The organism is Halobacillus rhizosphaerae (assembly GCF_046719735.1).
Taxonomy (GTDB): Bacteria; Bacillota; Bacilli; order Bacillales; family Halobacillaceae; genus Halobacillus_B; species Halobacillus_B rhizosphaerae.
Genome location: NZ_JAUTWQ010000002.1, coordinates 36,777 through 62,551, shown reverse-complemented (window position 1 = coordinate 62,551; position 25,775 = coordinate 36,777). Strand labels below are relative to the sequence as shown.

Here is a 25,775-nt window from a genome sequence, read left to right as displayed (position 1 = left end):
GAATAGACGTTGGAAACGAGTCAGTACCTAGAAGTATTTATTGATGAGAGTAGAGAGCATCTGCAATCTATTAACGATCATCTGCTGGATTTGGAAAAACAGCCGCAGAATCTCTCCATTGTTGGAGAAATTTTCCGCTCGGCCCATACGTTAAAAGGAATGTCGGCAACTATGGGGTATCAAGACCTCGCTAATTTAACGCACAAGATGGAAAATGTTCTGGATGCTGTTAGAAATGAACAGCTTCAGGTGAATGCTGAGGTCCTTGACGTAGTCTTTGATTCTGTCGATGACCTGGAGGCGATGGTCATCGATATTGCAGATGGAGGCGCAGGCGAACGGGACGTGACCAAGGTAGTACAAATGCTGGATGCGATTGAACAAGGGGAGAATCCCGTTATGAATTCTAACACAGCTTCTCCAGATGTAGAGTCTACTAATAGTCACTCCTTAGAAGAACTAATCCTTGATGAATTCACATTAACGGTGCTCGAGCAATCAGAAGAGCAAAATCAAAATAATTTTCACATTCACATTACACTTCGAGATGATTGTTTACTCAAAGCTGCTCGCGTTTATATGGTTTTTGAAGTTCTTGATCAGCTTGGAGAGGTAATTAAGTCGATTCCTGCCGTGGAGGCTCTGGAGAATGAGGAATTCGATACCGGTTTCCAAGTCCTCCTTATTACCGAACAATCTGGTGAGGAAGTTCAAAATAGGATTTTGAAAGTTTCTGAAATAGAAAAGACGGAAGTAAAAACTTTTTCTATTAAAAAGTATTTGGCCGAACAAAATCAAATTCAGCAGCTGCCTGACTCTAATTCAAACGAAGAAAAAGTCAGCCGTCCATCTCCACTAGAAACTGAAGCTGATGCCAATCAAGAACCCAATTCCCAGGCGAAAACGAACCCCAATAAAACGATTCGTGTAAATATTGAACGGCTCGATGTCCTGATGAATCTTTTTGAAGAGTTAGTAATTGACAGAGGAAGACTTGAACAAATCTCTGATGATCTTAAGCATGACGAACTTCAAGAAACAGTTGAACGTATGTCTAGAATCACCAGCGACTTGCAAAGTATTATCTTAACGATGCGCATGGTTCCAATAGAGCAAGTATTTAATCGCTTTCCGCGCATGGTCCGCCAGCTTTCGCGTGACTTAAATAAACAAATTGACTTAGAAATCATCGGCGCCGAAACAGAGTTGGATCGAACCGTCATCGATGAAATTGGAGACCCTCTCGTTCATCTGATCAGGAATGCGCTGGATCATGGGATAGAGTCCCCTGAGATCAGGGAAGCAAATGGAAAAGGTAGTACTGGCCGCATTGAATTGAAAGCTTATCACAGTGGAAATCACGTGTTTATTGAAATCTCTGATGATGGGGCAGGAATCAATAGGAATAAAGTTATTGAAAAAGCTGTGAAGAATAACATTGTAACGGGCGAACAAGCTGAAAGCATGACGAATAAACAAGTCTATGAACTACTAATGGCCAGTGGATTTTCTACTGCAGATACTGTCTCCGATTTATCCGGCCGGGGAGTGGGACTTGATGTAGTAAAGAATACGATCGAGTCACTAGGAGGAAGTATTACCATTGATTCCGAACTGAATCAGGGCAGTATATTTTCTATCCAGCTTCCGCTTACACTTTCTATTTTATCCGTCATGCTTGTCGAAGTTCAGGAAGAAAAATATGCCATTCCATTATCCTCTATTATAGAAACAGCCATTGTAAAAAAAGATGAGATTATGAAGGCGCATAATAAGAAAGTAATCGATTTTCGGGGGAAAGTTGTTCCTCTAGTCTCTCTTAAAGATTTATTTAATGTACCAGAAACGAAAGTAGACGATGACGATTACTCACTAGTGATTATTCGTAAAGGGGACAAGCTGGCTGGTGTGATAGTAGATTCATTTATTGGCCAGCAGGAAGTGGTGTTGAAGTCACTAGGTAATTATTTGTCCAGCGTATTCGCCATTTCGGGAGCCACAATCCTGGGGGATGGACAAGTAGCTTTAATTATTGATAGTAATGCCTTAATTAAATAAGGGAGGCCACTTTATGTCTGAAGAATCAGTTGTACAAGAGAAAGCCATTGTTTTTCAACTCAATGAAGAAGAGTATGCCATTCCCGTTTCTCAAGTGGGATCCATTGAGCGAATGATGCCTATTACACGAATTCCTAACACAGCCATCTTTATAGAAGGTGTTATCAATCTAAGGGGAGTCGTAACTCCGATCATCGATTTGCGGAGAAGGTTTAATTTGGAAGCAGGGCCCTATAACGAACAAACAAGAATGATTATCTCTACTATTGAAGGAATGAGTGTTGGACTAATTGTTGACGCTGCCAATGATGTGCTGGATTTACATAATGATGATATTGAACCGGCACCGGAAGTAGTGGGAACAGTAGAGGTGGAATATATCCGCGGTGTAGCTAAAATTGAGAATCGATTGCTGATTCTGCTGAATTTAGAGAAAGTCCTGAATCGTGAAGAAGTAAATGAATTACAAGAAATAGAAGGATGATTGGATGAGCTTTAAAGATAAATTCACTGATTTCCATTTGGACGTCATTAAGGAAATAGGCAATATTGGGGCGGGAAATGCTGCAACATCACTTTCCACACTATTGAACAGAAAAGTTGAGATGCACGTACCTTCCGTAAAACTAGTGGATTTTGATGAAGTGGTGGAGCTTGCAGGCGGAGCGGAAGAAATGGTTGTCAGCGTTGCTCTTAAAATAGATGGAGAGGCACCTGGCAGTATCTTTTTCTTGCTTCCACCCAGGCAGGCAGAACAATTTATTAAACAAATAGCAGGGCTTCCAAGTTACGTTCTCCCCATGGACAGCGTGGACGAATTTACTTCTTCTGTGCTGCAGGAACTAGGGAATATCCTCTCGGGATCTTATATTTCCGCTTTGTCTGACTTTACAGGGCTGGAACTTTATCTTTCGGTCCCTTCCTTATCTACAGACATGGCAGGTGCAATTTTAAGCTATGGTTTACTAGAATTATCGCAAGTCAGTGATCAAGCAATTGTGGTGGAAACAGCACTGCATGACGAAAATCATGAAAATTTAACCGGTCATTTCTTTTTATTCCCTGATCCTGATTCCTACGATAGGATCTTTAAAGCACTAGGAGTACCATCAGATGAATAACCTGGCACAAGTAATCAAAGTGGGTATCGCTGACTTAAAAATCGTGAAGAATCCGCAAAAAATCCGGACGTCGGGGTTAGGGTCGTGTGTGGGGGTCGTACTATTTGATCACAGGATTAAAATTGCTGGGATGGCTCATGTTATGCTTCCTGAGTCTTCTATGTCCAAGCAAGAGGATAAAAACCGGTCAAAGTATGCAGATACTGCCATCATAGATTTAGTAGCTGGGTTAGTGAAACAGGGCGGGAAGAAAAGCCGACTGCAGGCGAAAATTGCCGGAGGCGCCCAAATGTTTCAGTTTCAAACGGCGAACAACATGATGAGAATTGGTCCAAGAAATGTTGATGCAGTGAAGAAGTCTCTTAAAGAATTAAAGATTCCGCTCATTGCAGAAGATACAGGAGGCAAAAACGGCAGGACAATTGAATTTAATTCTGAGACACTGCAGCTAAACATACGTACAGTGAATAAAGGAGAGTCAGTAATCTAAATGGCAGGCACAATACTATGGAATTTAATTTCGGCACTCGCCGCTTTCGGCCTGACTACTAGTATTTCTCTATCGGTAAACACATGGGAAACTTCAATATTACATGGCTCAGCTTCCTTCTTTATTTTTTTTTTCTTGCGTTTATATTTCGATTGCTGTGGGCTTATGTAAACAAAGAATCAGAAACATCGTATCTTAAAGGACAGCGAGATGAAAGAACTGCACAGTCTAGTAAGGAAATGACACCTGAATCAGTAGAAGAAACGACAAACGTCATTCGCTCTTTATTAAAAGATGAAAACTGAATCTACTTATTTTACTGCTACAGTAGGGAGGAATTAAATGTCACGTTCACTATCTACTCAGGAACTAGAGTTATGGGAGCTTTGGACAACTTACCAGCGAGCGGATGCCGCAAATGAACTGGTAGAACGATATTATTATTTAGTCAGCTATCATGTACAAAGAATTACCGCCCATTTGCCGAAAAGTGTGAGCAAGGACGATGTGAATAGTTTAGGGCTGCTCGGTTTATATGATGCTTTAAAGAAGTTCGATCCGGCTAGAGATCTTAAATTTGATACGTATGCTTCTTTTAGAATTCGTGGTTCAATTATTGACGGGTTAAGAAAAGAAGACTGGCTGCCTCGCTCTGTCCGGGACAGGGCTAAGAAGATCGAGCAGACTGCGGAGAGTTTAGAGCAAAAATTTCAAAGACCAGCTGCCGCTGATGAGATTGCCGAACAGTTACATATGAGTGTTAGCGAAGTTGAGGAAACAATGAAAGATTCCCTTTATGCAAATGTTTTATCTATGGAAGAAAGATCAAGGGACGGACAGGATGATCATAAGGAAGGGATTGGCTACTCAATTCCAGATCACACCACTCCTGCTCCGCATGAGAAAATAATTAAAGAAGAAAATTATCAAGAGTTAGCGGACCAAATCAAAGAGTTAAATGAAAAAGAACAAATGGTAATCAGTCTCTTTTATCATGAAGAACTTACTCTCACAGAGATCGGCCAGTTATTAAATTTAACAACTTCAAGAATATCGCAGATCCATGCTAAAGCGATTTTTAAATTGAAGGGAGCTTTGCTGGATCTTGGAAAATAATAAGTGAAGGAGGAAGGCTTCAAGTGGACAAACTTCAAGACCGTTTTACCTTATCCGTGTCCAGAAATAAGATGGAAGCATACATAGAGATGGACTCCAGGCTTGAAGATAGTGAAATATCAATTGAAGAGATTCATAGGTTTCTAGAAGAACAAGGTCTCGTCTATGGGGTGGATGGTGAAGTGGTTGAACAGATGACAACTCGCCCTGATTCTGTGAATTTCCCATTGCAAATTGCTTTTGGCAAAGAACCTCAGAATGGAAAGCCCGGTAAAATAATCTTTGACCGGTCGTTTACAATGGAAATAGAAGCCCGTGATAAAGTAAGTTTCAGGGATATAATTAGCATCCCTTCTGTTACAAAAGGCGAAAGAGTTGCCAGGGTTATTCCTCCTACAAAAGGGGTGCCGGGAAGGAATGTTTATGGAGAAGAGCTTCCTGCAAAGCCAGGCAAGCCTCAACGTATGAGGGCGGGGAAAATGTTACCTTCCAAACTTCTGACGGCAGTTTTTATTCTGAACTTACAGGGCAGTTAAGTTATGATGAAAAGTCACTGAAAGTCCTTCCCTTGTTTAAGGTCCCGGGAGATTTAAATTTGAAAACTGGCAATCTAGACTTTGTTGGATCGATTGAAATTAATGGCAATGTTCCTTCAGGCTTTCATTTAAAAGCAGATGGTGATATTAAGATACTCGGGATGGTAGAAGGAGCCGAAATAATCGCAGGTGGTTCAGTTTACGTGGGAGAAGGGGTATCTGGTCTGGGGAAGGCGGTTATCCAGGCAGGACTGGATATTCGCGTTGGTTATATTAACCAGGCAGCAATAGAAGCAGGTCAGAATCTATTTGTGGAAAACTCCATTCTCCATAGCCATTGCGTAGCTAAAGATAGTATTTATTGTCAGAAGGGCAATATCATTGGAGGAACGTTATCAGCAGGAGTCAGAATAGAAGCGAAAGATATAGGGAACCGGATGAGCACGCCTACGGGTTTATACTTAGGGGTAAATAAAAAGGTAGAAGAAAAAGTGAAGAAGTTTACTCAGCTGAAAAATCAAAAACTAGAAGAAAAAAGCAAACTTCATAAATTAGGCGAAATGCTGATCAATAAGATAAACCAGGGAGAAAACCGAATTAAGGATAAAATCACTCTGTTGAGACAAAAGAACTCCTTAAGCTCGGTGGAGGAAGAAATTGAGGACCTGACAAGTACTTTATCTGCCATGGATGCTGTTATGGGAGAAGTTCAAGGAGCAAGTGTAGAAGTAAGTGGAACTTTATTTGCCAATACTAATTTAGGTTTTGGCCGTTACCAGTATAAAGTTATGGAGACGAAACAGAAGGTCATTGCTATTCTTGAAGAAGGAGAAATTGTGATTCATCAGAAGCCATAGGTCATCTTTAAATTACTCAGCCAGTTTGTATTAGGATAACGGCAGGATATGCGAAAGTTAAGTATAGGGGAGTATGTATGACAGCCTTTTTATTAGTGATTAATTTTATTATTGAGGGAATACTGATCTTGGCGTTCATAAATCTATCAGCCAGGACAAAGAAAACGGAAGAATTAGAATTAAAACAACAGAAAGTGGCGAGCGAAATAGAAGATCTATTCACCTCTTACTTAATGGAAATAAAAGAAGAGAATGAAAGAATGACCGACTTGCTCCGCTCTAAAGAACGGGAACCGCATGCCAGCAACAATTCGTCACCACCAGTTGATTCTTCATCAGAACACTGGTCTACAATTAAATCACCGGTAGAGGAACAGAAAGATTATGTACCTCCTGCTCCCGATTCAACAGATGAGTCCTACCAGCCAACTCTCCAATCGCAGGTCCTTCTTTTAAAAGATCAAGGTCTTTCTAATGACCAAATCGCAAAAAGATTGAATAGAGGAAAAACTGAAATTGAATTAGTTATTAAATTTAAACAGAAAAATTCAGGTTATGACTTGAATGAACGGTTCTAATATGGTATATTTACTGTCGGTGTCAATTCACACGCCTTTGGATTTCTTTATTAGGTTGCTCTGAAATTAAAGAGTTTTTAAAGAAAGATGAAACAGGCGGAGGATACTAATAAACCAAACAGGAGGAACAATTATGTCAGTTATTTCTATGAAACAGCTGCTAGAAGCTGGTGTTCATTTTGGACATCAAACCCGTCGCTGGAATCCGAAGATGAAAAAGTACATCTTCACAGAGCGTAACGGAATTTACATCATCGACCTGCAAAAAACGGTTAAAAAGGTGGATGAAGCGTACAACTACGTAAGAGATATTGCCGCAGACGGCGGTAACATCCTATTCGTAGGTACGAAAAAGCAAGCACAGGACACTGTTCGTGATGAAGCTAACCGCTGTGGTATGTATTACATTAACCAGCGCTGGTTAGGCGGAACACTTACAAACTTCCAAACGATCCGTAAGCGTATCAATCGTATGAAAGATATTGAGCGTATGGAAGAAGACGGTACTTTTGAAGTACTTCCTAAAAAAGAAGTCGTTGACATGCTTAAAGAAAAAGATCGTCTTGTTAAATTCCTTGGCGGTATTAAAGAAATGAATAGCCTTCCAGCTGCAATGTTTGTCATTGACCCTCGTAAAGAGCGCATTGCGATTGCGGAAGCACATAAATTAAATATCCCGGTAGTCGGTATCGTTGATACGAACTGTGACCCGGATGAAATTGACTATGTCATCCCAGCTAATGATGACGCAATTCGTGCTGTTAAATTGCTAACATCAAAAATGGCAGATGCCGTTCTTGAGGCAAAACAAGGCGAAGAAACTGAAGATACTGAAGAAGCAGTTGAAGCAGAAGTAGAAACTGCTAACGAGTAAGGATAGTTTCAGAAGGTGATAAGGGGGCAGACCTTTTATCACCTTTTTTAAAGGGTTAAATAACGGTTACATTTTATAAGGAGGCATAACAATGGCTGTAAACGCAAAAATGGTAAAAGAACTTCGTGAAAAAACTGGTGCTGGAATGATGGATTGTAAAAAAGCACTTACAGAAAATGACGGGGACATGGATAAAGCTTTAGACTGGCTCCGCGAAAAAGGTATTTCTAAAGCACAGAAGAAAGCTGACCGTATTGCAGCAGAAGGATCTGCTCATATTGAAGTTTCAGGAAATACGGCTGTTCTTTTAGAAGTAAACTGTGAAACAGATTTCGTAACGAAAAACGATCAGTTTAAGTCTCTTCTAAGTGAATTGGGCAAGCATTTGGTTAACCAAAAACCAGCTACTGTTGAAGAAGCTCTTGAACAGAAGATTCATGGTGAAGGGGATACGCTTAACAGTTATATCACGGATATTGTTGCGAAAATCGGCGAAAAAATTTCTCTGCGCCGTTTTGTAATCAAAGAAAAAACAGATAACGATGCTTTTGGCGCTTACTTACACATGGGCGGAAACATCGGAGTTCTAACTGTTCTTGAAGGTTCTACTGATGAAGCAGCAGCTAAAGATGTGGCCATGCATGTAGCAGCAGTTAATCCGCGTTACGTTTCCCGTGAAGAAATTCCTGAAGAAGTAGTAAACAGCGAGCGTGAAGTACTGAAAACTCAAGCGCTGAATGAAGGTAAGCCAGAAAACATCGTTGAAAAGATGGTAGAAGGCCGTATCAATAAATTTTATCAGGAAATCTGCCTGTTAGAACAGGATTTCGTTAAAGATCCTGATCAAAAAGTTAAGAAATTCGTAGCCTCTGCTGGTGGTGCGATTACTGATTTTGTTCGCTTTGAAGTTGGCGAAGGTATGGAAAAACGCGAAGAAAACTTTGCTGATGAAGTAATGAGCCAGGTTAAAAAATAACAGTGTGAGAAACGTAGGGAACACAATGTGTTCCCTATTTTCAAACATGCTACATAAGTTGAATCAACTAGTAGCGGACAAAGAAAAGACTAGCATTATTAATTGGAGGTTACTATGACTACAGCTCGCTATCGTCGTATTGTACTTAAACTTAGTGGAGAAGCTCTTAGTGGAGAAGCTGGCTTCGGACTAGAACCGAGCATTATTAAATCGGTATCACGTCAGGTGAAGGAAGTTGCCGAACTTGGTGTTGAGGTAGCCGTTGTTGTAGGCGGCGGTAATATCTGGCGCGGTAAAGTTGGAAGTGAAATGGGAATGGATCGAGCTAATGCCGACTATATGGGCATGCTGGCCACGGTTATGAATTCCCTCGCTCTTCAGGACAGCCTGGAAAATATGGGGATTCCTACCCGAGTCCAGACATCTATTGAGATGAGACAGGTAGCTGAACCATATATTCGCAGAAAAGCGATTCGCCATTTAGAAAAGAAACGCGTTGTCATTTTTGCTGCAGGAACAGGAAATCCTTATTTTTCTACAGACACTACTGCAGCCCTGCGCGCCGCAGAAATTGAAGCAGACGTTATTTTAATGGCTAAGAACAACGTAGATGGCGTCTATACCGACGATCCAAAACTAAATGAAGATGCTAAAAAGTACGATCAGCTCTCCTATATGGATGTTCTTAATGAAGGTCTTGGAGTAATGGATTCTACTGCTTCTTCTCTATGTATGGACAACGACATCGATTTACTGGTATTCTCTATTACAGAAGAAGGTAATATTAAAAAAGCTGTTCTTGGTGAAAATATAGGAACAATTGTAAGGGGGAAATAATCATGTCAGATGCAGTGATTAACGAAACTAAACAACAAATGGAACAAGCCGTTCAGGCTTTTTCCCGTCAATTAGCTACAGTTCGTGCAGGACGTGCGAATCCTGGTATTCTTGATTCTGTCTATGTCGATTATTATGGAGCGGCTACACCGTTGAATCAACTAGCTCAAGTTTCAGCACCAGAACCTCGTCTGCTCGTTATTACACCTTATGATAAATCAGCGATTGCTGAAGTTGAAAAAGCGATTCAAAAAGCAGATCTAGGACTTTCTCCGTCCAGTGACGGGAACATCGTCCGTATTAACATCCCCGCTTTAACGGAAGAACGGCGTAAAGATTTAGCTAAAGTCGTCGGTAAGTATTCAGAAGAAGCGAAAGTTCAAATCCGTAATATTCGCCGCGAATCAAACGATCGTCTGAAAAAAGCGGAAAAAGACAATGATCTGACGGAAGATGAGCTTCGTTCTTATCAAGACGATGTGCAAAAAGTTACAAATACCCACGTTGATAAAATCGATCAGCTTGCAAAAACAAAAGAAGAAGAAATTATGGAAGTTTGATCTCCTTCCATCTTAGTATGCCATTTGGTGTATGAAGCCGCACTGTAGCTGTTTGGCAGTGCGGTTTTTATTTTGGCATAGTAATTGATAGGATCCGCTTCGGCATAAACCCGTTGGCCACGCATAAAAGCATTCCTTGTAGCTGCATGAAGGAATCGGGGTCTTTCTGGGTTCCTCATCTTATTTCAGCACATTTCATGTAAGTCTTTATGTCCTCGGCGGCATGATGTACGATAATAGTATATAATATAGAGATGGAACAATCAGACTGGAGGATTAGCAATGCCAATCAAGTTTCCGTTTACTAAAAATAAAAAGCAGCCAACTACCAAACCTCTTGGTCTTGATCAGGATCATCTGCCTAAACATGTGGCTATCATAATGGATGGAAATGGCCGATGGGCTAAAAATAGAGGAATGCCTCGAATTGCTGGTCATAAAGAAGGTATGGGAGTCGTTAAGAAGATCGTTAGACAAGCCTCTGATATAGGAGTGCATGTATTAACCCTTTATGCCTTTTCAACTGAAAATTGGAAACGCCCAAAAAAAGAAGTAGACTTCTTAATGAAATTACCTGTTGACTTTCTAAATACATATTTGCCTGAACTCATTGAAAGAAATGTCCAAGTCCAGACCATTGGAGATTTCAATGTTCTTCCAAATCACACCCAAAAAGCGGTGCAGGAAGCTATTGAAAAGACAAAGGATAACAACGGACTCATTTTAAATTTCGCCTTGAATTATGGCAGCCGTTTTGAAATGGTTAATGCAGTGAAGGAAATAGCAGCAGAAGTGGAAAATGGGAGTGTCCAGATTTCCGACATTGACGAAACACTATTTTCTTCCCATTTATACACATCAAATTTGAAAGAGCCTGATTTATTAATACGAACAAGTGGAGAGCAGCGCTTGAGCAATTTTCTACTATGGCAGCTTGCTTATGCAGAATTCTGGTTCACTGAAGTCTATTGGCCGGATTTTGATGAGAGCCTGTTTGAAAAAGCGTTGTATGACTATCAAAATCGCAAACGTCGTTACGGCGGAGTATAAGGTGTGAGGTTATAATATGAAACAGCGGACGATTACCGCAATTGTTGCGGGTTTAATCTTTTTGCCTATCGTAATGCTGGGCGGAAGACTATTTTACTTTTTTGTTTATATTATTGCGAGTATTGGCATCTTTGAATTAATGAGAATGAAAAAGATTGCCCGGTACTCTGTATCTTCCGGTTTAACTTTATTGCTGATGTGGGCATTAATGTTTCCGAAAAATTTAGTCGAGGATTTTAATTTTGCTGAGTACATTACGAAATCTGAAATTACTTTATTAGTGGTTCTACTGCTTTTAAGTTATACGGTACTTGTGAAAAATAGATTTACCTTCGATGATGCAGGTTTCTTGCTGCTTTCTGCCGTCTATATTGGCATGGGCTTTAATTATTTAATCGAAACCCGCGATGCTCAGCTGGAATACATCTTTTATGCATTATTTATAGTATGGGCTACGGATACCGGAGCTTATTTGTTCGGAAGAGCTTTCGGCAGGCATAAATTATGGCCCCAGATCAGTCCAAAGAAAACAGTGGAAGGCGCACTTGGCGGAGTAATTCTGGCGTGTCTAGTCGCCGTAATCTTTCAATTGATCCAGCCTCTTAATCATTCTATGGTGATTGTAATTCTTGTTACGATTCTTATTTCGATTGCCGGCCAGATTGGCGATCTCGTGGAGTCTGCTTTTAAGCGTCACTATGCTGTTAAAGACTCTGGGAAAATACTGCCCGGACACGGCGGGGTTCTGGACAGGTTTGATAGTTTAATTTTCATTCTGCCAATCCTGCACTTAATTAATTTCATTCCTGCAATTAATTAAATTCATTGCTTGGTAGGAAGGAGAAAAATAATGAAAAAAATATCACTGCTCGGGGCCACAGGTTCCATTGGCATCCAGACGCTGGACGTCATTAGAGCACATCCAGAAGAGTTTGAGTTGTACGCCATGGCTTTTGGAAAGAATATTGATAAGGCCGTACCTTTTATTCAAGAATTCAAACCTGAATTAGTTGTCGTACAGGATGAAAATACGAAACAGAAACTGAGCAGACATATCGATCAGATTCCTATCTTATGTGGAAGCGGAGGGCTGATTGAAGCAAGTGTTGCTGATCCTGTTGATGTGGTCGTTAATGCAGTCATGGGGAGTATTGGGCTGCCTGCTACTCTAAAAGCGATTGAAGCAAGAAAAGTAATTGCTATCGCCAATAAAGAAACTCTGGTTACAGCAGGCCACCTGGTTATGGAAGAGGCGCGCAGACATCAGGTAGAGCTTTTACCGGTGGACAGCGAGCATTCTGCCATTTACCAATCTCTGAATGGAGAAGATAAAAAAGATATCCATAAATTGATTATTACAGCTTCTGGCGGCAGCTTTCGTGATAAAAAAAGAGAAGAACTTGAAGGTGTAACGGTTGAAGATGCTCTAAATCACCCAAACTGGAGTATGGGAGCCAAAATTACGATTGATTCTGCTTCTATGATGAATAAAGGATTAGAGGTAATTGAAGCCCATTGGCTTTTTAATGTACCTTACGACCAAATTCATGTTATTCTTCATAGAGAAAGTGTCATTCATTCCATGGTGGAGTACGTAGATCGAAGTGTTCTTGCTCAATTGGGAACCCCGGATATGAAAGTACCTATCCAGTACGCTTTAACTTACCCCAATAGAATGGAACTGCCAATGACGAAACAACTGAACCTGGAAGAAATTGCGACTCTGCATTTTGAGAAAATGGATATGGAACGTTTCCCTTGTTTGCGAATGGCTTATGAAGCAGGACGCCAAGGAGGGTCAATGACCACCGTTTTAAACGCGGCGAATGAAGAAGCGGTACAAATGTTTTTAGAGGGTAAAATTTCCTTCTTGGAGATTGAACAATTGATTGAAAATGCTCTTGAAAAACACTCGCGGATTCATAACCCTGACTTGCCTGCCATACTGTCTATTGATGAGGAAACAAGAAAGCAAGTCCGTTTCCATTTAAATTAAAAGGAAGGTGCTTCATTTGACTACAGTGATTGCATTTATACTCATGTTCGGACTTTTAGTATTTGTACATGAGTGGGGGCATCTCATATTTGCCAAGCGCGCAGGTATGCTTGCTCGTGAATTTGCCATCGGTTTTGGACCGAAGATCTTTGCATTCACGAGAAATGAAACATTATATACCATTCGCTTACTGCCGATTGGTGGATATGTTCGTGTAGCTGGAGAGGATCCTGAAATTATTGAGTTAAAGCCGGGACATCATATTGGCTTGGAATTCAATAGTGAAGGGAAAGTCAGCCGGATTATTGTGAACAATAAGTCTAAACATCCTCATGCTCGTGTGATAGAAGTAGAGCGGGCAGATTTGGATCATCAATTAGTTATTGAGGGATATGAAGTTGATGAGAATGAGAAGCTCTATTTTGATGTAGATCCAAAAGCATTGTTTGTAATGGATGAGAAGGAAACGCAGATTGCACCTTATGACCGCCAGTTTGCCTCTAAAAGCGTTCCTCAGCGGGCAATGCAGCTTTTTGCCGGTCCGCTGATGAATTTTGTACTGGCTATCGTCTTATTTACGATTTTAGGTTTTATCCAAGGAGTTCCTGCTGATCAAGCGGTGCTTGGTGAGATTCAGAAAAATACGCCAGCTGAACAAGCAGGCCTTCATGCGGGTGATAAGGTCGTTGCCATTGATAACGAGCCAGTGGATTCGTGGGAAGAATTTACTACCATCGTCCGCGATCACCCTGATGAGCAAATGGCGCTCACTGTAGAAAGAAATGGTCAGACGCAGGAAATTGATGTAACGCCGGCATCTATAACTGATCAGGGTCAGAAATTCGGCCAGGTAGGAGTAGCACGGGCCTTTGATGATTCTTTTTTCAAAAAGATAACCTTTGGGTTCACTCAGACCTATGATTGGGGCAAAATGATCCTGACAAACTTAGGAAAGCTAGTTACGGGTCAATTCTCTCTGGATATGCTGTCTGGACCGGTTGGTATTTATGATGCTACGGATAAAGTAGTACAAACTGGGTTCACGAACTTTATGATGTGGACGGCCATATTAAGTATTAATTTAGGGATAGTCAACCTTCTTCCTCTGCCAGCATTAGACGGCGGCAGGCTGTTATTTGTCGGTGTTGAAGGAATTAGAGGAAAGCCTGTGGATCCACAGAAAGAGGGGATCGTACACTTTATTGGGTTTGCCCTGTTAATGTTGTTAATGCTCGTGGTAACATGGAATGATATACAACGATTATTCTTATAATCAAAGAGCTGGAAGCCAGGGAGACAACAGCTCTCGTTTGGCTTCCGGCTTATTTATTTTTTAAATTACAGAATTGAGGTGCTTAATCATGAAGCAAAGTGAAATGTTAATCCCAACTCTTAAAGAAAATCCAGCCGATGCAGAGATTAAAAGCCATCAGCTCCTCGTTCGTGCCGGGTACATACGTCAAATTGCATCTGGAGTTTATAGTTTTCTGCCAGTCGGCCGACGAATTTTACGAAAAGTAGAAAACGTAGTTCGTGAAGAAATGGAGAAAATCGGTGCTCATGAAATGATGATGCCTGCCTTGCAGCCTTCAGAGCTATGGAAAGAATCCGGACGCTGGAACACCTTTGGTTCTGAGCTTATGCGAATCCATGACAGAAGTGATCGAGAGTTCGCCCTTGGTGCTACCCATGAGGAAGTCATAACCAGTATAGTTCGTGATGAGGTTAAAAGTTATAAGCGTCTGCCCCTCACGGTATTTCAAATTCAAAATAAGTTTCGTGATGAAGCGCGTCCACGTTTCGGATTATTACGTGGTCGAGAATTTTTAATGAAGGATGCCTACTCCTTTCATGCTTCTTATGAAAGCTTAGATCTAACTTATCAGAAAATGTTTGATGCCTATTCCCGTATATTCAAGCGGCTGGGACTTAACTTTCGCGCTGTTATTGCAGATTCGGGGGCAATGGGCGGTAAAGATACTCATGAATTTATGGTACTCTCAGAAGTGGGGGAAGATGTGATTGCCTATTCTGATACTTCCAGGTATGCGGCAAACGTCGAAATGGCACCGGTAATTACCACCTATCCAGCTTCTGCAGAAGAACCTAAAGAGATGAAGAAAACCGCTACCCCTAATCAGAAAACCATGAAAGAAGTGGCAGATTTTCTAGGTCATGACCTTGATAAAGGATTAAAGTCCATTATGTTTAAGGTGGATGAAAAATTAGTCATGGCTGTTACCAGAGGAGACCATGAAGTTAATGACGTGAAGCTTAAGAATTTATATTCTGCCAGTATGGTAGAACTTGCTTCTGCTGAAGAAACCGAAACCGTGATGGGGACCGGCTTTGGTTCACTAGGTCCCGTAAACGTTCCTAAGGAAGTCGAAGTGGTGGCCGACCTCGCTGTTGAATCGTTGGTGAACGTCTCCTGTGGTGCAAATGAAGAGGGAAGTCATTATCTCAATGTAACACCTGGGAAAGACTTTCAAGTATCTCAATACGCGGATCTGCGTTTTATTAAGGAAGGTGATCCATCTCCAGACGGAGAAGGGTTCATTCAGTTTGCTCGTGGAATTGAAGTAGGTCATGTATTTAAACTTGGAACATTTTACGCGGAGAACATGAATGCCATGTTCCTTGATGATCAAGGGAAAAATCAAACCATGGTTATGGGCAGTTATGGAATCGGAGTATCAAGAACTCTAGCTGCATTAGTCGAACAGTACCATGATGACCGTGGAATTACTTGGCCGGCAAATATGGCGCCTTATCAGGTTCATTTACTCTCCTTAAATCCTAAGAAGGATGAGCAGAGGGAACTGGCCGATCAACTGTATGATCAATTGCTGGATGCCGGTATTGAAGTATTATATGATGATCGAAAAGAGCGCGCAGGTGTGAAATTTGCAGATAGTGATCTCATAGGAATTCCTTTAAGAATTACTGTTGGAAAGCGTGCATCAGAAAGTATCGTTGAAATGAAGGAACGAATGAGTGAGGACAAGAGTGATCTGGAAGCCTCTAAAGTCATCGACTATGTAGAAGAAATGTACAGCCGCTGAAATGGAATTTAATACAAATACCCTTGCGTCAATGGCAAGGGTATCTTTCGTGTTTTAGCCCGAGTGGGGATAGAGGAGGAACGAAATTGGATGTGACGAACAAAGAGAAAATGCATTATCTATTGGAACAGATTCAGTTCCCTGTCGATCTGATTGAACCTCATTTTCAAGAGAGTACAATGGATAAACTAATCGTTTTGAAAGAAAAGAAGCAGTGGCACTTTCATTTTACCCTGCCAAAGCCGCTGCCACCTTCCGTGTACCAGCTGTTTACGGCTAAACTAAAAGATAGTTTTCATTCTATTGCAGAGGTTCAATGGACCATTCATACTTCTGCTAAAGAAGTAACCGCTGAGGATGTAACGGAATATTGGCGCGGGTTTATCCAGACGATGACTAACCTGACACCGAGTTACAAGGATTTATTAATGGAGCAGGATCCGGAAGTTAACGGTAATAAGGTTATGTTAACTTGTAGAAATTATGCGGAAAGTCATGCTGTAAAGAAGAAGTTAGAAGCACCATTGCAAAGCTTCTGTACGGCCTCAGGGCTGCCTATGTTAATGCTTTCTACCCGCGTGAAAGAGGAACAAGAAGAGTTGAAGAAATTTCAAGAAGAGCGGCAGAAAGAAGACAAGATTATTGTTCAGCAAGCCGTTAAAGAGCAAGAAGAACGGGCGAAAGACAAGGATAATTCGAAGCCGAAAGGGCCGCTTGAAATTGGCTATAAGATTCAAGAAGAAGCTGAGCCCATGGAAGCTATTGAAGAAGAGGAACGCAGAAAAACAATTCAAGGATACGTGTTCGCTGTTGAAGTTAAAGAACTGCGGTCAGGCAGGAATTTATTACTCTTGAAAGCCACTGACTATACAGATTCCTTCTCTATCAAGATGTTCTCCCGCGGCGACGACCATGCGGAGATGTTTAAGCATGTTAATAAAGGAATGTGGATTAAAGCAAGAGGGAGTATTCAAACAGATAATTTCACTAGTGAGCTTACAATGATGGCAAATGACATCAATGAAATCAGCCCAAAGGTCCGAATCGACGAAGCTAAAGATGGAGAAAAACGTGCGGAACTCCATGCCCATACGATGATGAGTCAAATGGATGCCCCGCTTTCAGTCTCCACTCTAATTAAGCAAGCAGCAGATTGGGGACACCCTGCTATTGCCATCACCGACCATGCCGTTGTACAGGCATATCCGGAAGCTTATGCTGCTGGACAGAAACATGGGATTCAAATTATTTATGGAATGGAAGCGAACCTTGTAGATGATGGTGTACCGATTGCTTATCAAGAACAAGACCGCAGTCTGGAGAGTGAAGTCTACGTCGTTTTTGACGTGGAAACTACCGGGCTATCTGCAGTTTATGACAAAATTATTGAATTAGCAGCGGTAAAAGTGAAAGATGGAGAGATTATAGATCGTTTTGAATCATTTGCCAACCCTCACCAGCCTTTATCACAGACTACAGTTGAATTAACTGGGATTACCGATGATATGGTAAGAGATGCACCTGAAATCGACCAAGTATTGAAAGATTTTCACTCATGGATGGAAGATGATATTCTAGTTGCCCATAATGCAAGCTTCGACATGGGTTTTTTAAATGCTGGTCTGCAGGCAATCGGATACGATAAATCAGTGAACCCAGTCATTGATACGCTGGAATTAGCGAGATTTCTAGTCCCTGAGCTTAAGAACCATCGGTTAAATACCCTTTGTAAGCACTTTGATATTGAGCTTACACAGCATCACCGTGCGATCTATGACGCTGAAGCTACTGGTTATTTGTTATGGAAACTTGTGAAGAAAGCGATGGAAAGAGGCATCAACAATCACAAGAATTTAAATGACTATATGGGCGAAGGGAAAGCCTATCAGCGCTCCCGGCCGTCCCATTGCACTCTCCTTGCCGTGAACAATACTGGTCTGAAAAATATGTATAAGCTAGTTTCGGAAGCTCATGTGAATTATTATTACCGCGTTCCGAGAATTCCGCGCTCGCGATTAGCAAAGCTGCGTGAAGGTCTTCTAATCGGTTCAGGCTGTGATAAGGGAGAAGTATTCGAAACGATGATGCAAAAGTCAGAAGAAGAGGCAGAGAAAGCTGCTGAATTCTACGACTATATTGAGGTTCAGCCTCCAGGTAATTATTATCACTTGTTAGAAAAAGATCTGGTGCAGAACGAAGCTCAAATCTATGATATTTTAAAAAAACTGGTAGCTATGGGCGAAAGACTGGGTAAAACTGTAGTGGCTACAGGGAATACTCACTACCTCGATCCTCATGATAAAATGTATCGTCAAATTTTAATTTCTTCTCAGAATGGCAACCCTTTGAACAGACAGACGCTGCCTGATGTTCATTTTAAAACGACGAATGAAATGATCGAGGAATTCTCTTTCCTTGGTACAGAGAAGGCAAGTGAAATCGTGGTTGCAAATACGCAGGCAATAGCCAGTGAAATCGGAGAAGTTACCCCGGTTAAGGAAGATTTGTTTACTCCTAACATTGAAGGGGCAGATCAGGAAATACGAGAAATGTCCTATAATAAAGCGAAAAGTATATATGGAGAACCTATACCAGAGTTAGTTGAAAAAAGGTTAGAGAAAGAACTTGAAAGTATTATTGGTCACGGCTTTGCTGTTATTTACTTGATTTCGCAGAAGCTTGTAACGAAATCTTTAGAAGACGGCTATCTGGTAGGGTCCCGCGGGTCGGTGGGTTCTTCTTTCGTCGCCACTATGACAGATATTACAGAGGTTAATCCATTACCTCCGCATTATGTCTGTCCGAATTGTCAGTATCATGAATTTTTCACTGACGGCTCAATTGGGAGTGGTTTTGATCTGCCTGAAAAAGACTGTCCTAAATGCGGCACAAATTTTAAAAAGGATGGGCAGGACATCCCCTTTGAAACGTTCCTCGGCTTTAAAGGAGACAAAGTTCCTGATATTGACTTGAACTTCTCAGGAGAATATCAGCCTAACGCGCATAATTACACGAAGATATTATTTGGAGAAGATAATGTATACCGGGCAGGAACAATTGGTACAATCGCTGAGAAAACTGCTTACGGTTATGTTAAAGGCTATGCAGGAGATCATCAGCTGCAATATAAAAACGCTGAGATTGACCGCCTAGTGCAAGGGTGTACCGGAGTGAAAAGGACAACTGGACAGCACCCAGGCGGTATTATCGTCGTACCTGATGATATGGAGATCTATGATTTCTCTCCGATTCAGTTTCCTGCAGATGATACCAAATCTGAATGGAGAACAACTCATTTCGATTTCCACTCCATTCATGACAATCTGCTGAAACTGGATATTCTAGGACACGATGATCCAACGGTCATTCGTATGCTTCAAGATTTAAGCGGAATCGATCAGAAGGAAATTCCGGTAGACGATCCAGAGGTCATGAAGATCTTCAGCGGACCTGAAGCGCTTGGAGTTACAGCCGATCAAATTATGTGTAAGACGGGCACACTTGGTGTACCTGAATTTGGAACTCGGTTTGTAAGGCAGATGCTTGAAGATACGAAACCGAAAACGTTTGCTGAATTAGTGATCATTTCCGGTCTTTCGCATGGTACGGATGTTTGGCTGGGTAATGCAGAACAGCTCATCAATGATGGGATATGCACACTACCAGAAGTTATCGGCTGCCGTGATGATATTATGGTCTATTTAATGCACAAAGGACTTGAGCCTTCCCTTGCTTTTAAAATCATGGAATTTGTTCGTAAAGGCAGAGGCCTTGAAGATGAATGGATTGAAGAAATGAAAAAGCATGGAGTGCCAGATTGGTATATTGATTCTTGTAAGAAGATTAAATATATGTTTCCAAAGGCACACGCTGCCGCTTATGTGTTAATGGCGGTCAGGATTGCTTACTTTAAAGTTCATTACCCCATCTATTTCTATGCAGCTTACTTTACGGTTCGCGCGGGTGACTTTGAACTGGAAACGATGATTAAGGGATCTGAGGCGATCCGGAAGCGGATCGAAGAAATTCAGTCTAAAGGATTGGACGCTACACCAAAAGAGAAAAACCTGATGACAGTCCTTGAGCTCTCTATGGAAATGTGCGAGCGAGGATATGGCTTCAAAAGTGTCGATCTTTATGAATCAAGTGCGACAAATTTTCTCGTCGAAGGAAATCAGCTCATCCCTCCCTTTAATGCAGTAGACGGTCTGGGAACTAATGCTGCCTTAAACATTGTAAATGCTAGAAAAGAAGGGGAGTTTCTTTCTAAGCAGGACCTTAGGGAGCGAAGCCGCATCTCTAAAACCGTTCTTGAATATTTAGATCAGCAGGGCTGCTTATCCGGAATGCCTGAAGAGAACCAGCTGTCTCTTTTCTAGGGTTTGTTGCAAATATTACGTAAGTATGGTATATTTTTTTATGGTGAGAAGAGCGATAGAAACAAGCGAAAGAGTGGGGCAACCCACTCTTTCGTCATATTTACGCTCGCTTTTGACTAGAACGTGGATTTACGAGGAGGCATAGATGCCTCCGAAGACTGCGCCGCTATGATTTCTTTCATAGCGGTTTCTCGTCGGGATAGACCTTTTTGTATCTGCCTGACCATTTAGATAGTTCGCGTTCAGCACATAACACTAAATTTCGAGATTAAAAACAGGGCATCGCTACATAAAGGAGGGATTTGGTTTGAGCAATAATATAACTGCAGTAACTGAAGAATTGGTTCTGCCCATCGTAAAGCAGATGAATTTACAGCTGGTCGATATAGAGTTCAAGAAAGAGGGAAAAGACTGGTTCCTTCGAGTGTTTATTGACAAAGAAGGCGGAGTGGACATTGAGGAATGCGGTCAAGTTTCTGAACAGCTGAGTGAAAAATTAGACGAAACGGATCCAATCGAATTTCCTTACTTTTTAGAGGTGTCTTCACCCGGGGCAGAACGTCCTTTGAAATCACAATCCGATTTCACCAAATATGTTGGAGAACATATTTATATGAAGTTATACGAACCGATGGAAGGTGAAAAGGAATTTGAGGGCACTTTGCTTTCCTTTGAAAATGAAGAAGCGGAAATTGAAATTAAAATAAAAACCAGAAAGAAAAAATTAAAAATACCTTTTAATAAAATTGCTAAGGCAAATTTAGCAGTCACGTTTAACTAAGGGGGAGAAAAAAGTTGAGTAGCGAATTATTTGATGCCATGAATTACCTCGAAAAGGAAAAAGGCATCGACAAAAACTTGTTGTTGGAAGCGCTTGAAGCTGCATTAATTTCTGCTTATAAAAAGAATTTTAATTCTGCAACAAACGTACGTGTAGATATTAATGAAGAAGAAGGAAATATGAAGGTCTTTGCCAGAAAAACGATTGTTGATGAAGTCATGGACCCTCAGCAGGAAATTTCAATTGAAGAAGCGAAAGAAGTAAATCCTAGTTATGGCCTTGAAGATGTTATTGAGCTTGAAGTTACTCCAATGGACTTTGGAAGAATTGCTGCTCAAGCAGCTAAACAAGTGGTAACTCAAAGAGTACGAGAAGCCGAAAGAGGCATTATTTACGGAGAGTATGTCGACCGTGAAGAAGATGTGATGACAGGAATTATTCAGCGCAAAGACTCACGATTTGTTTATGTGAATCTGGGGAAAATTGAAGCAAGGCTTCCTGAAGGCGAGCAGATGCCTGCAGAGTCTTATGAAGTACATGACCGGTTGAAAGTTTTTGTTACAAAAGTAGAAAACAGTAATAAAGGACCTCATATTTATGTTTCAAGAACTCACCCAGGTCTTTTAAAGCGTCTGTTTGAAATGGAAGTTCCTGAAATTTATGACGGGACGGTGGAAGTGAAATCTGTAGCAAGAGAAGCAGGAGACCGGTCCAAAATCTCTGTTCATGCTGAAGATCCGGAAGTAGATCCGGTTGGTTCATGTGTTGGCCAGCGCGGTCAGCGTGTACAGGCTATTGTCAACGAGCTTAAAGGTGAAAAGATTGATATCGTTCAATGGTCAGAAGATCCCGTTGAATATGTATCAAATGCTTTAAGTCCTTCCAAAGTAGTAGAAGTACTTGTGAATGAAGATGACAAGGCTACAGTAGTTATCGTTCCTGACTACCAGCTATCCCTTGCCATTGGTAAACGAGGACAGAATGCACGCTTAGCTGCGAAGTTAACGGGCTGGAAAATTGATATTAAAAGCGAAAGCGAAGCTCGCGAACAGGGGATGCTGAGTGATAGCAGTCCGGATACAGACGACGAAACCGAATTGTTTGATGAGTAAGGAGTGGAGTCATCATGGTCCGTTCAAAAGGTGAACCATTAAGAAAATGCGTAGTGACCCAGGAAATGATGCCTAAGAAGCAGCTGATTCGGATTGTCAGAAATAAAGAGGGTGAAGTCTTTATTGATGAAACTGGCAAAAAGAATGGCCGGGGTGCCTATATGACTAAGAAGCTTGACATTATTGAAAAAGCTGAGAAAGAACAAGTATTGAACCGTCATTTAAATACAAATGTAGACGAAGCGATCTATCATCAGCTCAAAGATTTAATAAAGGCAGAAGAGCAATGAACAAACATTTAAGTTTGCTGGGACTTGCTGTCCGGGCTGGTAAATGCACATTTGGGGAAGAAGCGATTGTCCGTGATATTCAAAAAGAAAAAGCAAAGATCGTCCTCATTGCTGAAGATACCGGTAAGCAGACAAAAAAGAAACTAACAGATAAATGCAGTTATTATGACATACCTTGCTATACGGTGGAAGATCGGGACATACTGTCACATGCCATCGGAAAGGAAGGAAGAGTCGCGATCGCAGTTCTTGATGAAGGATTTGCAAAAAAGCTGAAATCGCTGCTCGATGAATCTATTCGGGGGTGAAATGATGAGTAAAATGCGCGTATATGAATATGCAAAGCAAAATGAACTCACAAGTAAACAAGTTATTGATAAATTAAAAACATTGAACATTGAAGTATCGAACCATATGTCCACAATTGAACCAGAGATTAAGGATAAACTGGATACTGGTTTCAGCAAAGGGAAAGATAAAGAAACACCAGCGAAGCCAACTAAACCTGCTCAGCAGAAAAACCAAAACCAAAACAAAACGAACAATAAGCCGAACAACAAGCAGAATAATAAATCCAATGCTAAGAAAAACCAGAAGAATACTCAGCAGCGTCCGAATCCTCAACAGCAGGCTCCTAAGAAAAAGCAGACCCCGGAAAAAATCACTTTTTCAGGTTCTCTGACAGTAGGAGAACTGGCTGACAAACTGAATAAAGAATCTTCCGAAATCATTAAAAAATTAATGGGTCTAGGGGTTATGGCGACGAAAAACCAGGATCTCGATGGAGACTCTATTGAATTAATTTGTGCTGAATTTGAGGTTGAAGTAGAAGAAGAAGTGGTAGTTGATGAGACAGATATCGAAAATATGACTTTTGAAGATGATCCTGCTGATCTTAAAGAACGTCCAGCAGTGGTTACCATTATGGGACACGTCGACCACGGAAAAACGACGCTGCTTGACCGTATCAGAGATACAAAGGTTACTGAAGGTGAAGCGGGTGGAATTACCCAGCATATTGGTGCCTACCAGATCGAAGAAAACGATAAAAAGATCACATTCCTAGATACTCCAGGTCACGCTGCATTTACCAGCATGCGTTCCCGAGGAGCACAGGTAACCGATATTGCTATCCTGGTTGTAGCTGCTGATGATGGCGTAATGCCGCAGACACGTGAAGCCATCAACCATGCTAAAGCAGCAGAAGTACCAATTATTGTAGCTGTAAATAAAATGGATAAAGAGGGCGCAAACCCTGACCGTGTTATGCAGGAGCTTATGGAGTATGAACTCATCTCTGAAGATTTCGGCGGAGAAACTATTTTTGTTAAGATGTCCGCTGTTAATGGAGAGGGAATTGAAGAGCTTCTCGAAATGATTGTCTTGGTTTCTGAAATGGAAGAACTTAAAGCCAATCCAAACCGACCTGCTTATGGTACGGTAATTGAAGCAGAACTTGATAAAGGCCGTGGCCCAGTGGCGACGCTGTTAATTCAGAATGGTACACTTAACGTCGGAGACTCTGTGGTGGTTGGAAATACTTTCGGACGCGTTAGAGCGATGGTGAATGATATCGGCCGCCGGGTCAAAGTAGCAGGACCATCCACTCCAGTTGAGATCACTGGTTTAAGCAATGTGCCTCAGGCAGGAGATCGTTTCCTTGTCTTTGAAGATGAGAAAAAAGCACGGTCTATTGGAGAATCCCGAGCTCAAGCTCAAATTGAGGCAGACCGCAGCTCTACAGCAAAAGTCAGTCTGGATGATTTGTTTGAACAAATTAAACACGGCAACATTAAAGATATTAATTTGATTTTAAAAGCAGACGTACAAGGTTCCTTAGAAGCTTTGGCTGGTTCTCTTCAAAAGATTGAAGTAGAAGGAGTAAAAGTGAAGATCATCCATACGGGTGTCGGTGCCATTACTGAATCTGATATTTCCCTTGCTTCTGCTTCTAATGCGATCGTTATAGGATTTAACGTTCGCCCAGATGGAAATGCCCGCAAAGCGGCAGAGTCCGAGGATGTAGAAATTCGTCTTCATAACATTATTTATAAAGTTATGGAAGAAATTGAATCTGCTATGAAAGGAATGCTGGATCCTGTTTTTGAAGAGAAAATTATTGGCCAAGTAGAAGTAAGAGAAATCTTTAAGGTTTCAAAAATTGGTACAATAGCTGGATCTTATGTAACTGAAGGGAAAGTCACGCGTAACTCAGGCATTCGTGTTATCCGCGATGGTGTTGTCATTTATGAAGGGGAAATTGATGCCCTGAAACGGTATAAAGATGATGCTAAAGAAGTAGCACAAGGTTATGAGTGTGGGATTACAATTAAGAATTTCAACGATTTAAAAGTTGGAGATATTATTGAGCCGTACGAAATGCAGGAAATTGAACGTACATGATCTTAAGTGCTGAGGTGGAATGTTTTATCTATGACGCCCAGTCTCTTAAAGATAAACGCTCAGTTTTAAAGCGTATAATAACAAGAATTAAAAATGACCATAATGTAGCTGTCAGTGAGCTTGACTATCAAAATCTCTGGCAGCGCACATGTTTGGGCATAGTGACGATAGCTAGTGATAAAGTGGTGGCTGAGCAAACAGTACAACGAGTATTAGCCTTCATTGATTCTTTTCCTGAACTGGAGCGAGCAGAAACAGTTCTTGAATGGTTATAACGTTCGGCTTTGGAAGAGGTGAAGAAATATGAACGACTTACGTGCAAACCGTGTCGGTGAGCAAATGAAAAAAGAAATGAGCGACATCATTAGTAAGAAAATTAAAGATCCGCGTGTAGGCTTTGTAACAGTTACGGATGTAAAAGTAACAGGAGACCTGCAGCAGGCAAAGGTCTATATCTCTGTTTTAGGAGATGACAGACAGAAACATGACACTTTAGTCGGTCTGGCTAAAGCAAAAGGGTTTATACGCTCGGAAATTGGTCAAAGAATCCGTCTGCGAAAAACTCCTGAAATCATGTTTGAATTTGATGAAGCGATCGAACGCGGAAATCGAATTGAAACAATTTTGAAAGACCTTAATGATACAGATAGCTAATCTACAGAATCCGTACTTATGGAGTGCGGATTCTCTCTGTAT

25 protein-coding genes are annotated in these 25,775 nt (G+C 41.2%); all 25 read left to right on the top strand.

Annotated features, from left to right (window positions below):
* Positions 1-9 precede the first annotated feature (9 nt).
* On the top strand, positions 10-2,058 hold the full coding sequence (locus tag Q7A53_RS04450; RefSeq protein ID WP_411787923.1) for a chemotaxis protein CheW: 2,049 nt from the start codon (positions 10-12) through the stop codon (positions 2,056-2,058).
* 13 nt (positions 2,059-2,071) lie between these two features.
* A complete protein-coding gene (locus tag Q7A53_RS04445) occupies positions 2,072-2,542 on the top strand; it encodes a chemotaxis protein CheW (RefSeq protein ID WP_411787922.1) in 471 nt (156 codons plus the stop codon).
* Between the two features lie 4 nt (positions 2,543-2,546).
* Positions 2,547-3,179: a chemotaxis protein CheC gene (locus Q7A53_RS04440; RefSeq protein WP_411787921.1), complete on the top strand. Its 633-nt coding sequence runs from the start codon at positions 2,547-2,549 to the stop codon at positions 3,177-3,179.
* Complete coding sequence (locus Q7A53_RS04435) at positions 3,172-3,669, top strand: chemotaxis protein CheD (protein WP_411787920.1); 498 nt, start codon at positions 3,172-3,174, stop codon at positions 3,667-3,669. Before Q7A53_RS04440 ends, Q7A53_RS04435 begins: the two co-directional genes overlap by 8 nt.
* 342 nt (positions 3,670-4,011) lie before the next feature.
* A complete protein-coding gene (locus Q7A53_RS04430; RefSeq protein ID WP_411787919.1) occupies positions 4,012-4,785 on the top strand; it encodes a FliA/WhiG family RNA polymerase sigma factor in 774 nt (257 codons plus the stop codon).
* Between the two features lie 23 nt (positions 4,786-4,808).
* Positions 4,809-5,321: a flagellar assembly protein A gene (locus tag Q7A53_RS04425; RefSeq protein ID WP_411787918.1), complete on the top strand. Its 513-nt coding sequence runs from the start codon at positions 4,809-4,811 to the stop codon at positions 5,319-5,321.
* 32 nt (positions 5,322-5,353) lie between these two features.
* Positions 5,354-6,178: a FapA family protein gene (locus Q7A53_RS04420; RefSeq protein ID WP_411787917.1), complete on the top strand. Its 825-nt coding sequence runs from the start codon at positions 5,354-5,356 to the stop codon at positions 6,176-6,178.
* Between the two features lie 77 nt (positions 6,179-6,255).
* Positions 6,256-6,756: a DUF6115 domain-containing protein gene (locus Q7A53_RS04415; RefSeq protein WP_411787916.1), complete on the top strand. Its 501-nt coding sequence runs from the start codon at positions 6,256-6,258 to the stop codon at positions 6,754-6,756.
* Positions 6,757-6,889: 133 nt separating this feature from the next.
* A complete protein-coding gene (gene rpsB / locus Q7A53_RS04410) occupies positions 6,890-7,630 on the top strand; it encodes a 30S ribosomal protein S2 (protein ID WP_411787915.1) in 741 nt (246 codons plus the stop codon).
* A 91-nt stretch (positions 7,631-7,721) separates the two neighbouring features.
* Positions 7,722-8,606, top strand: coding sequence for a translation elongation factor Ts (gene tsf, locus Q7A53_RS04405; RefSeq protein ID WP_411787914.1), 885 nt, complete (start codon positions 7,722-7,724; stop codon positions 8,604-8,606).
* Positions 8,607-8,720: 114 nt separating this feature from the next.
* Positions 8,721-9,443 (top strand): UMP kinase, encoded by a 723-nt coding sequence (pyrH, locus tag Q7A53_RS04400; protein WP_411787913.1) that lies wholly within the window; start codon positions 8,721-8,723, stop codon positions 9,441-9,443.
* A 2-nt stretch (positions 9,444-9,445) separates the two neighbouring features.
* Positions 9,446-10,003: a ribosome recycling factor gene (frr, locus tag Q7A53_RS04395; RefSeq protein WP_411787912.1), complete on the top strand. Its 558-nt coding sequence runs from the start codon at positions 9,446-9,448 to the stop codon at positions 10,001-10,003.
* Positions 10,004-10,285: 282 nt separating this feature from the next.
* Positions 10,286-11,053 (top strand): isoprenyl transferase, encoded by a 768-nt coding sequence (locus Q7A53_RS04390; RefSeq protein WP_411787911.1) that lies wholly within the window; start codon positions 10,286-10,288, stop codon positions 11,051-11,053.
* Between the two features lie 16 nt (positions 11,054-11,069).
* On the top strand, positions 11,070-11,873 hold the full coding sequence (locus Q7A53_RS04385; protein WP_411787910.1) for a phosphatidate cytidylyltransferase: 804 nt from the start codon (positions 11,070-11,072) through the stop codon (positions 11,871-11,873).
* 30 nt (positions 11,874-11,903) lie between these two features.
* On the top strand, positions 11,904-13,049 hold the full coding sequence (gene dxr, locus Q7A53_RS04380; RefSeq protein WP_411787909.1) for a 1-deoxy-D-xylulose-5-phosphate reductoisomerase: 1,146 nt from the start codon (positions 11,904-11,906) through the stop codon (positions 13,047-13,049).
* A 16-nt stretch (positions 13,050-13,065) separates the two neighbouring features.
* Positions 13,066-14,322 (top strand): RIP metalloprotease RseP, encoded by a 1,257-nt coding sequence (rseP, locus tag Q7A53_RS04375; protein WP_411787908.1) that lies wholly within the window; start codon positions 13,066-13,068, stop codon positions 14,320-14,322.
* An 88-nt stretch (positions 14,323-14,410) separates the two neighbouring features.
* Complete coding sequence (locus Q7A53_RS04370) at positions 14,411-16,114, top strand: proline--tRNA ligase (RefSeq protein ID WP_411787907.1); 1,704 nt, start codon at positions 14,411-14,413, stop codon at positions 16,112-16,114.
* Positions 16,115-16,200: 86 nt separating this feature from the next.
* Positions 16,201-20,493 carry a PolC-type DNA polymerase III gene (locus tag Q7A53_RS04365; RefSeq protein ID WP_411787906.1) on the top strand — a complete coding sequence of 1,431 codons (4,293 nt, stop codon included), beginning with the start codon at positions 16,201-16,203 and terminating at the stop codon, positions 20,491-20,493.
* 307 nt (positions 20,494-20,800) lie between these two features.
* Positions 20,801-21,274, top strand: coding sequence for a ribosome maturation factor RimP (rimP, locus tag Q7A53_RS04360; protein WP_411787905.1), 474 nt, complete (start codon positions 20,801-20,803; stop codon positions 21,272-21,274).
* A 14-nt stretch (positions 21,275-21,288) separates the two neighbouring features.
* Positions 21,289-22,386: a transcription termination factor NusA gene (gene nusA, locus Q7A53_RS04355; RefSeq protein WP_411787904.1), complete on the top strand. Its 1,098-nt coding sequence runs from the start codon at positions 21,289-21,291 to the stop codon at positions 22,384-22,386.
* Positions 22,387-22,400: 14 nt separating this feature from the next.
* Positions 22,401-22,676, top strand: coding sequence for an RNase P modulator RnpM (gene rnpM, locus Q7A53_RS04350; protein WP_411787903.1), 276 nt, complete (start codon positions 22,401-22,403; stop codon positions 22,674-22,676).
* Positions 22,673-22,984 carry a YlxQ family RNA-binding protein gene (locus Q7A53_RS04345; RefSeq protein WP_411787902.1) on the top strand — a complete coding sequence of 104 codons (312 nt, stop codon included), beginning with the start codon at positions 22,673-22,675 and terminating at the stop codon, positions 22,982-22,984. The genes rnpM and Q7A53_RS04345 overlap by 4 nt, the downstream gene beginning before the upstream one ends.
* A gap of 4 nt (positions 22,985-22,988) precedes the next feature.
* Entirely contained in the window at positions 22,989-25,079 is a 2,091-nt protein-coding gene (gene infB, locus Q7A53_RS04340; RefSeq protein ID WP_411787901.1) for a translation initiation factor IF-2, read from the top strand.
* Positions 25,076-25,354, top strand: coding sequence for a DUF503 domain-containing protein (locus Q7A53_RS04335; protein WP_411787900.1), 279 nt, complete (start codon positions 25,076-25,078; stop codon positions 25,352-25,354). The genes infB and Q7A53_RS04335 overlap by 4 nt, the downstream gene beginning before the upstream one ends.
* 28 nt (positions 25,355-25,382) lie before the next feature.
* Entirely contained in the window at positions 25,383-25,733 is a 351-nt protein-coding gene (gene rbfA / locus Q7A53_RS04330) for a 30S ribosome-binding factor RbfA (protein ID WP_411787899.1), read from the top strand.
* Positions 25,734-25,775: the final 42 nt, after the last annotated feature.

Coding starts and splice junctions, on each gene's coding strand:
- Q7A53_RS04445 (WP_411787922.1), top strand. CDS start 2,072: ATGTCTGAAGAATCAGTTGTACAAGAGAAAGCCATTGTTTTTCAACTC.
- Q7A53_RS04440 (WP_411787921.1), top strand. CDS start 2,547: ATGAGCTTTAAAGATAAATTCACTGATTTCCATTTGGACGTCATTAAG.
- Q7A53_RS04435 (WP_411787920.1), top strand. CDS start 3,172: ATGAATAACCTGGCACAAGTAATCAAAGTGGGTATCGCTGACTTAAAA.
- Q7A53_RS04430 (WP_411787919.1), top strand. CDS start 4,012: ATGTCACGTTCACTATCTACTCAGGAACTAGAGTTATGGGAGCTTTGG.
- Q7A53_RS04415 (WP_411787916.1), top strand. CDS start 6,256: ATGACAGCCTTTTTATTAGTGATTAATTTTATTATTGAGGGAATACTG.
- rpsB (WP_411787915.1), top strand. CDS start 6,890: ATGTCAGTTATTTCTATGAAACAGCTGCTAGAAGCTGGTGTTCATTTT.
- tsf (WP_411787914.1), top strand. CDS start 7,722: ATGGCTGTAAACGCAAAAATGGTAAAAGAACTTCGTGAAAAAACTGGT.
- pyrH (WP_411787913.1), top strand. CDS start 8,721: ATGACTACAGCTCGCTATCGTCGTATTGTACTTAAACTTAGTGGAGAA.
- frr (WP_411787912.1), top strand. CDS start 9,446: ATGTCAGATGCAGTGATTAACGAAACTAAACAACAAATGGAACAAGCC.
- Q7A53_RS04390 (WP_411787911.1), top strand. CDS start 10,286: ATGCCAATCAAGTTTCCGTTTACTAAAAATAAAAAGCAGCCAACTACC.
- Q7A53_RS04385 (WP_411787910.1), top strand. CDS start 11,070: ATGAAACAGCGGACGATTACCGCAATTGTTGCGGGTTTAATCTTTTTG.
- dxr (WP_411787909.1), top strand. CDS start 11,904: ATGAAAAAAATATCACTGCTCGGGGCCACAGGTTCCATTGGCATCCAG.
- Q7A53_RS04370 (WP_411787907.1), top strand. CDS start 14,411: ATGAAGCAAAGTGAAATGTTAATCCCAACTCTTAAAGAAAATCCAGCC.
- rnpM (WP_411787903.1), top strand. CDS start 22,401: ATGGTCCGTTCAAAAGGTGAACCATTAAGAAAATGCGTAGTGACCCAG.
- Q7A53_RS04345 (WP_411787902.1), top strand. CDS start 22,673: ATGAACAAACATTTAAGTTTGCTGGGACTTGCTGTCCGGGCTGGTAAA.
- infB (WP_411787901.1), top strand. CDS start 22,989: ATGAGTAAAATGCGCGTATATGAATATGCAAAGCAAAATGAACTCACA.
- Q7A53_RS04335 (WP_411787900.1), top strand. CDS start 25,076: ATGATCTTAAGTGCTGAGGTGGAATGTTTTATCTATGACGCCCAGTCT.
- rbfA (WP_411787899.1), top strand. CDS start 25,383: ATGAACGACTTACGTGCAAACCGTGTCGGTGAGCAAATGAAAAAAGAA.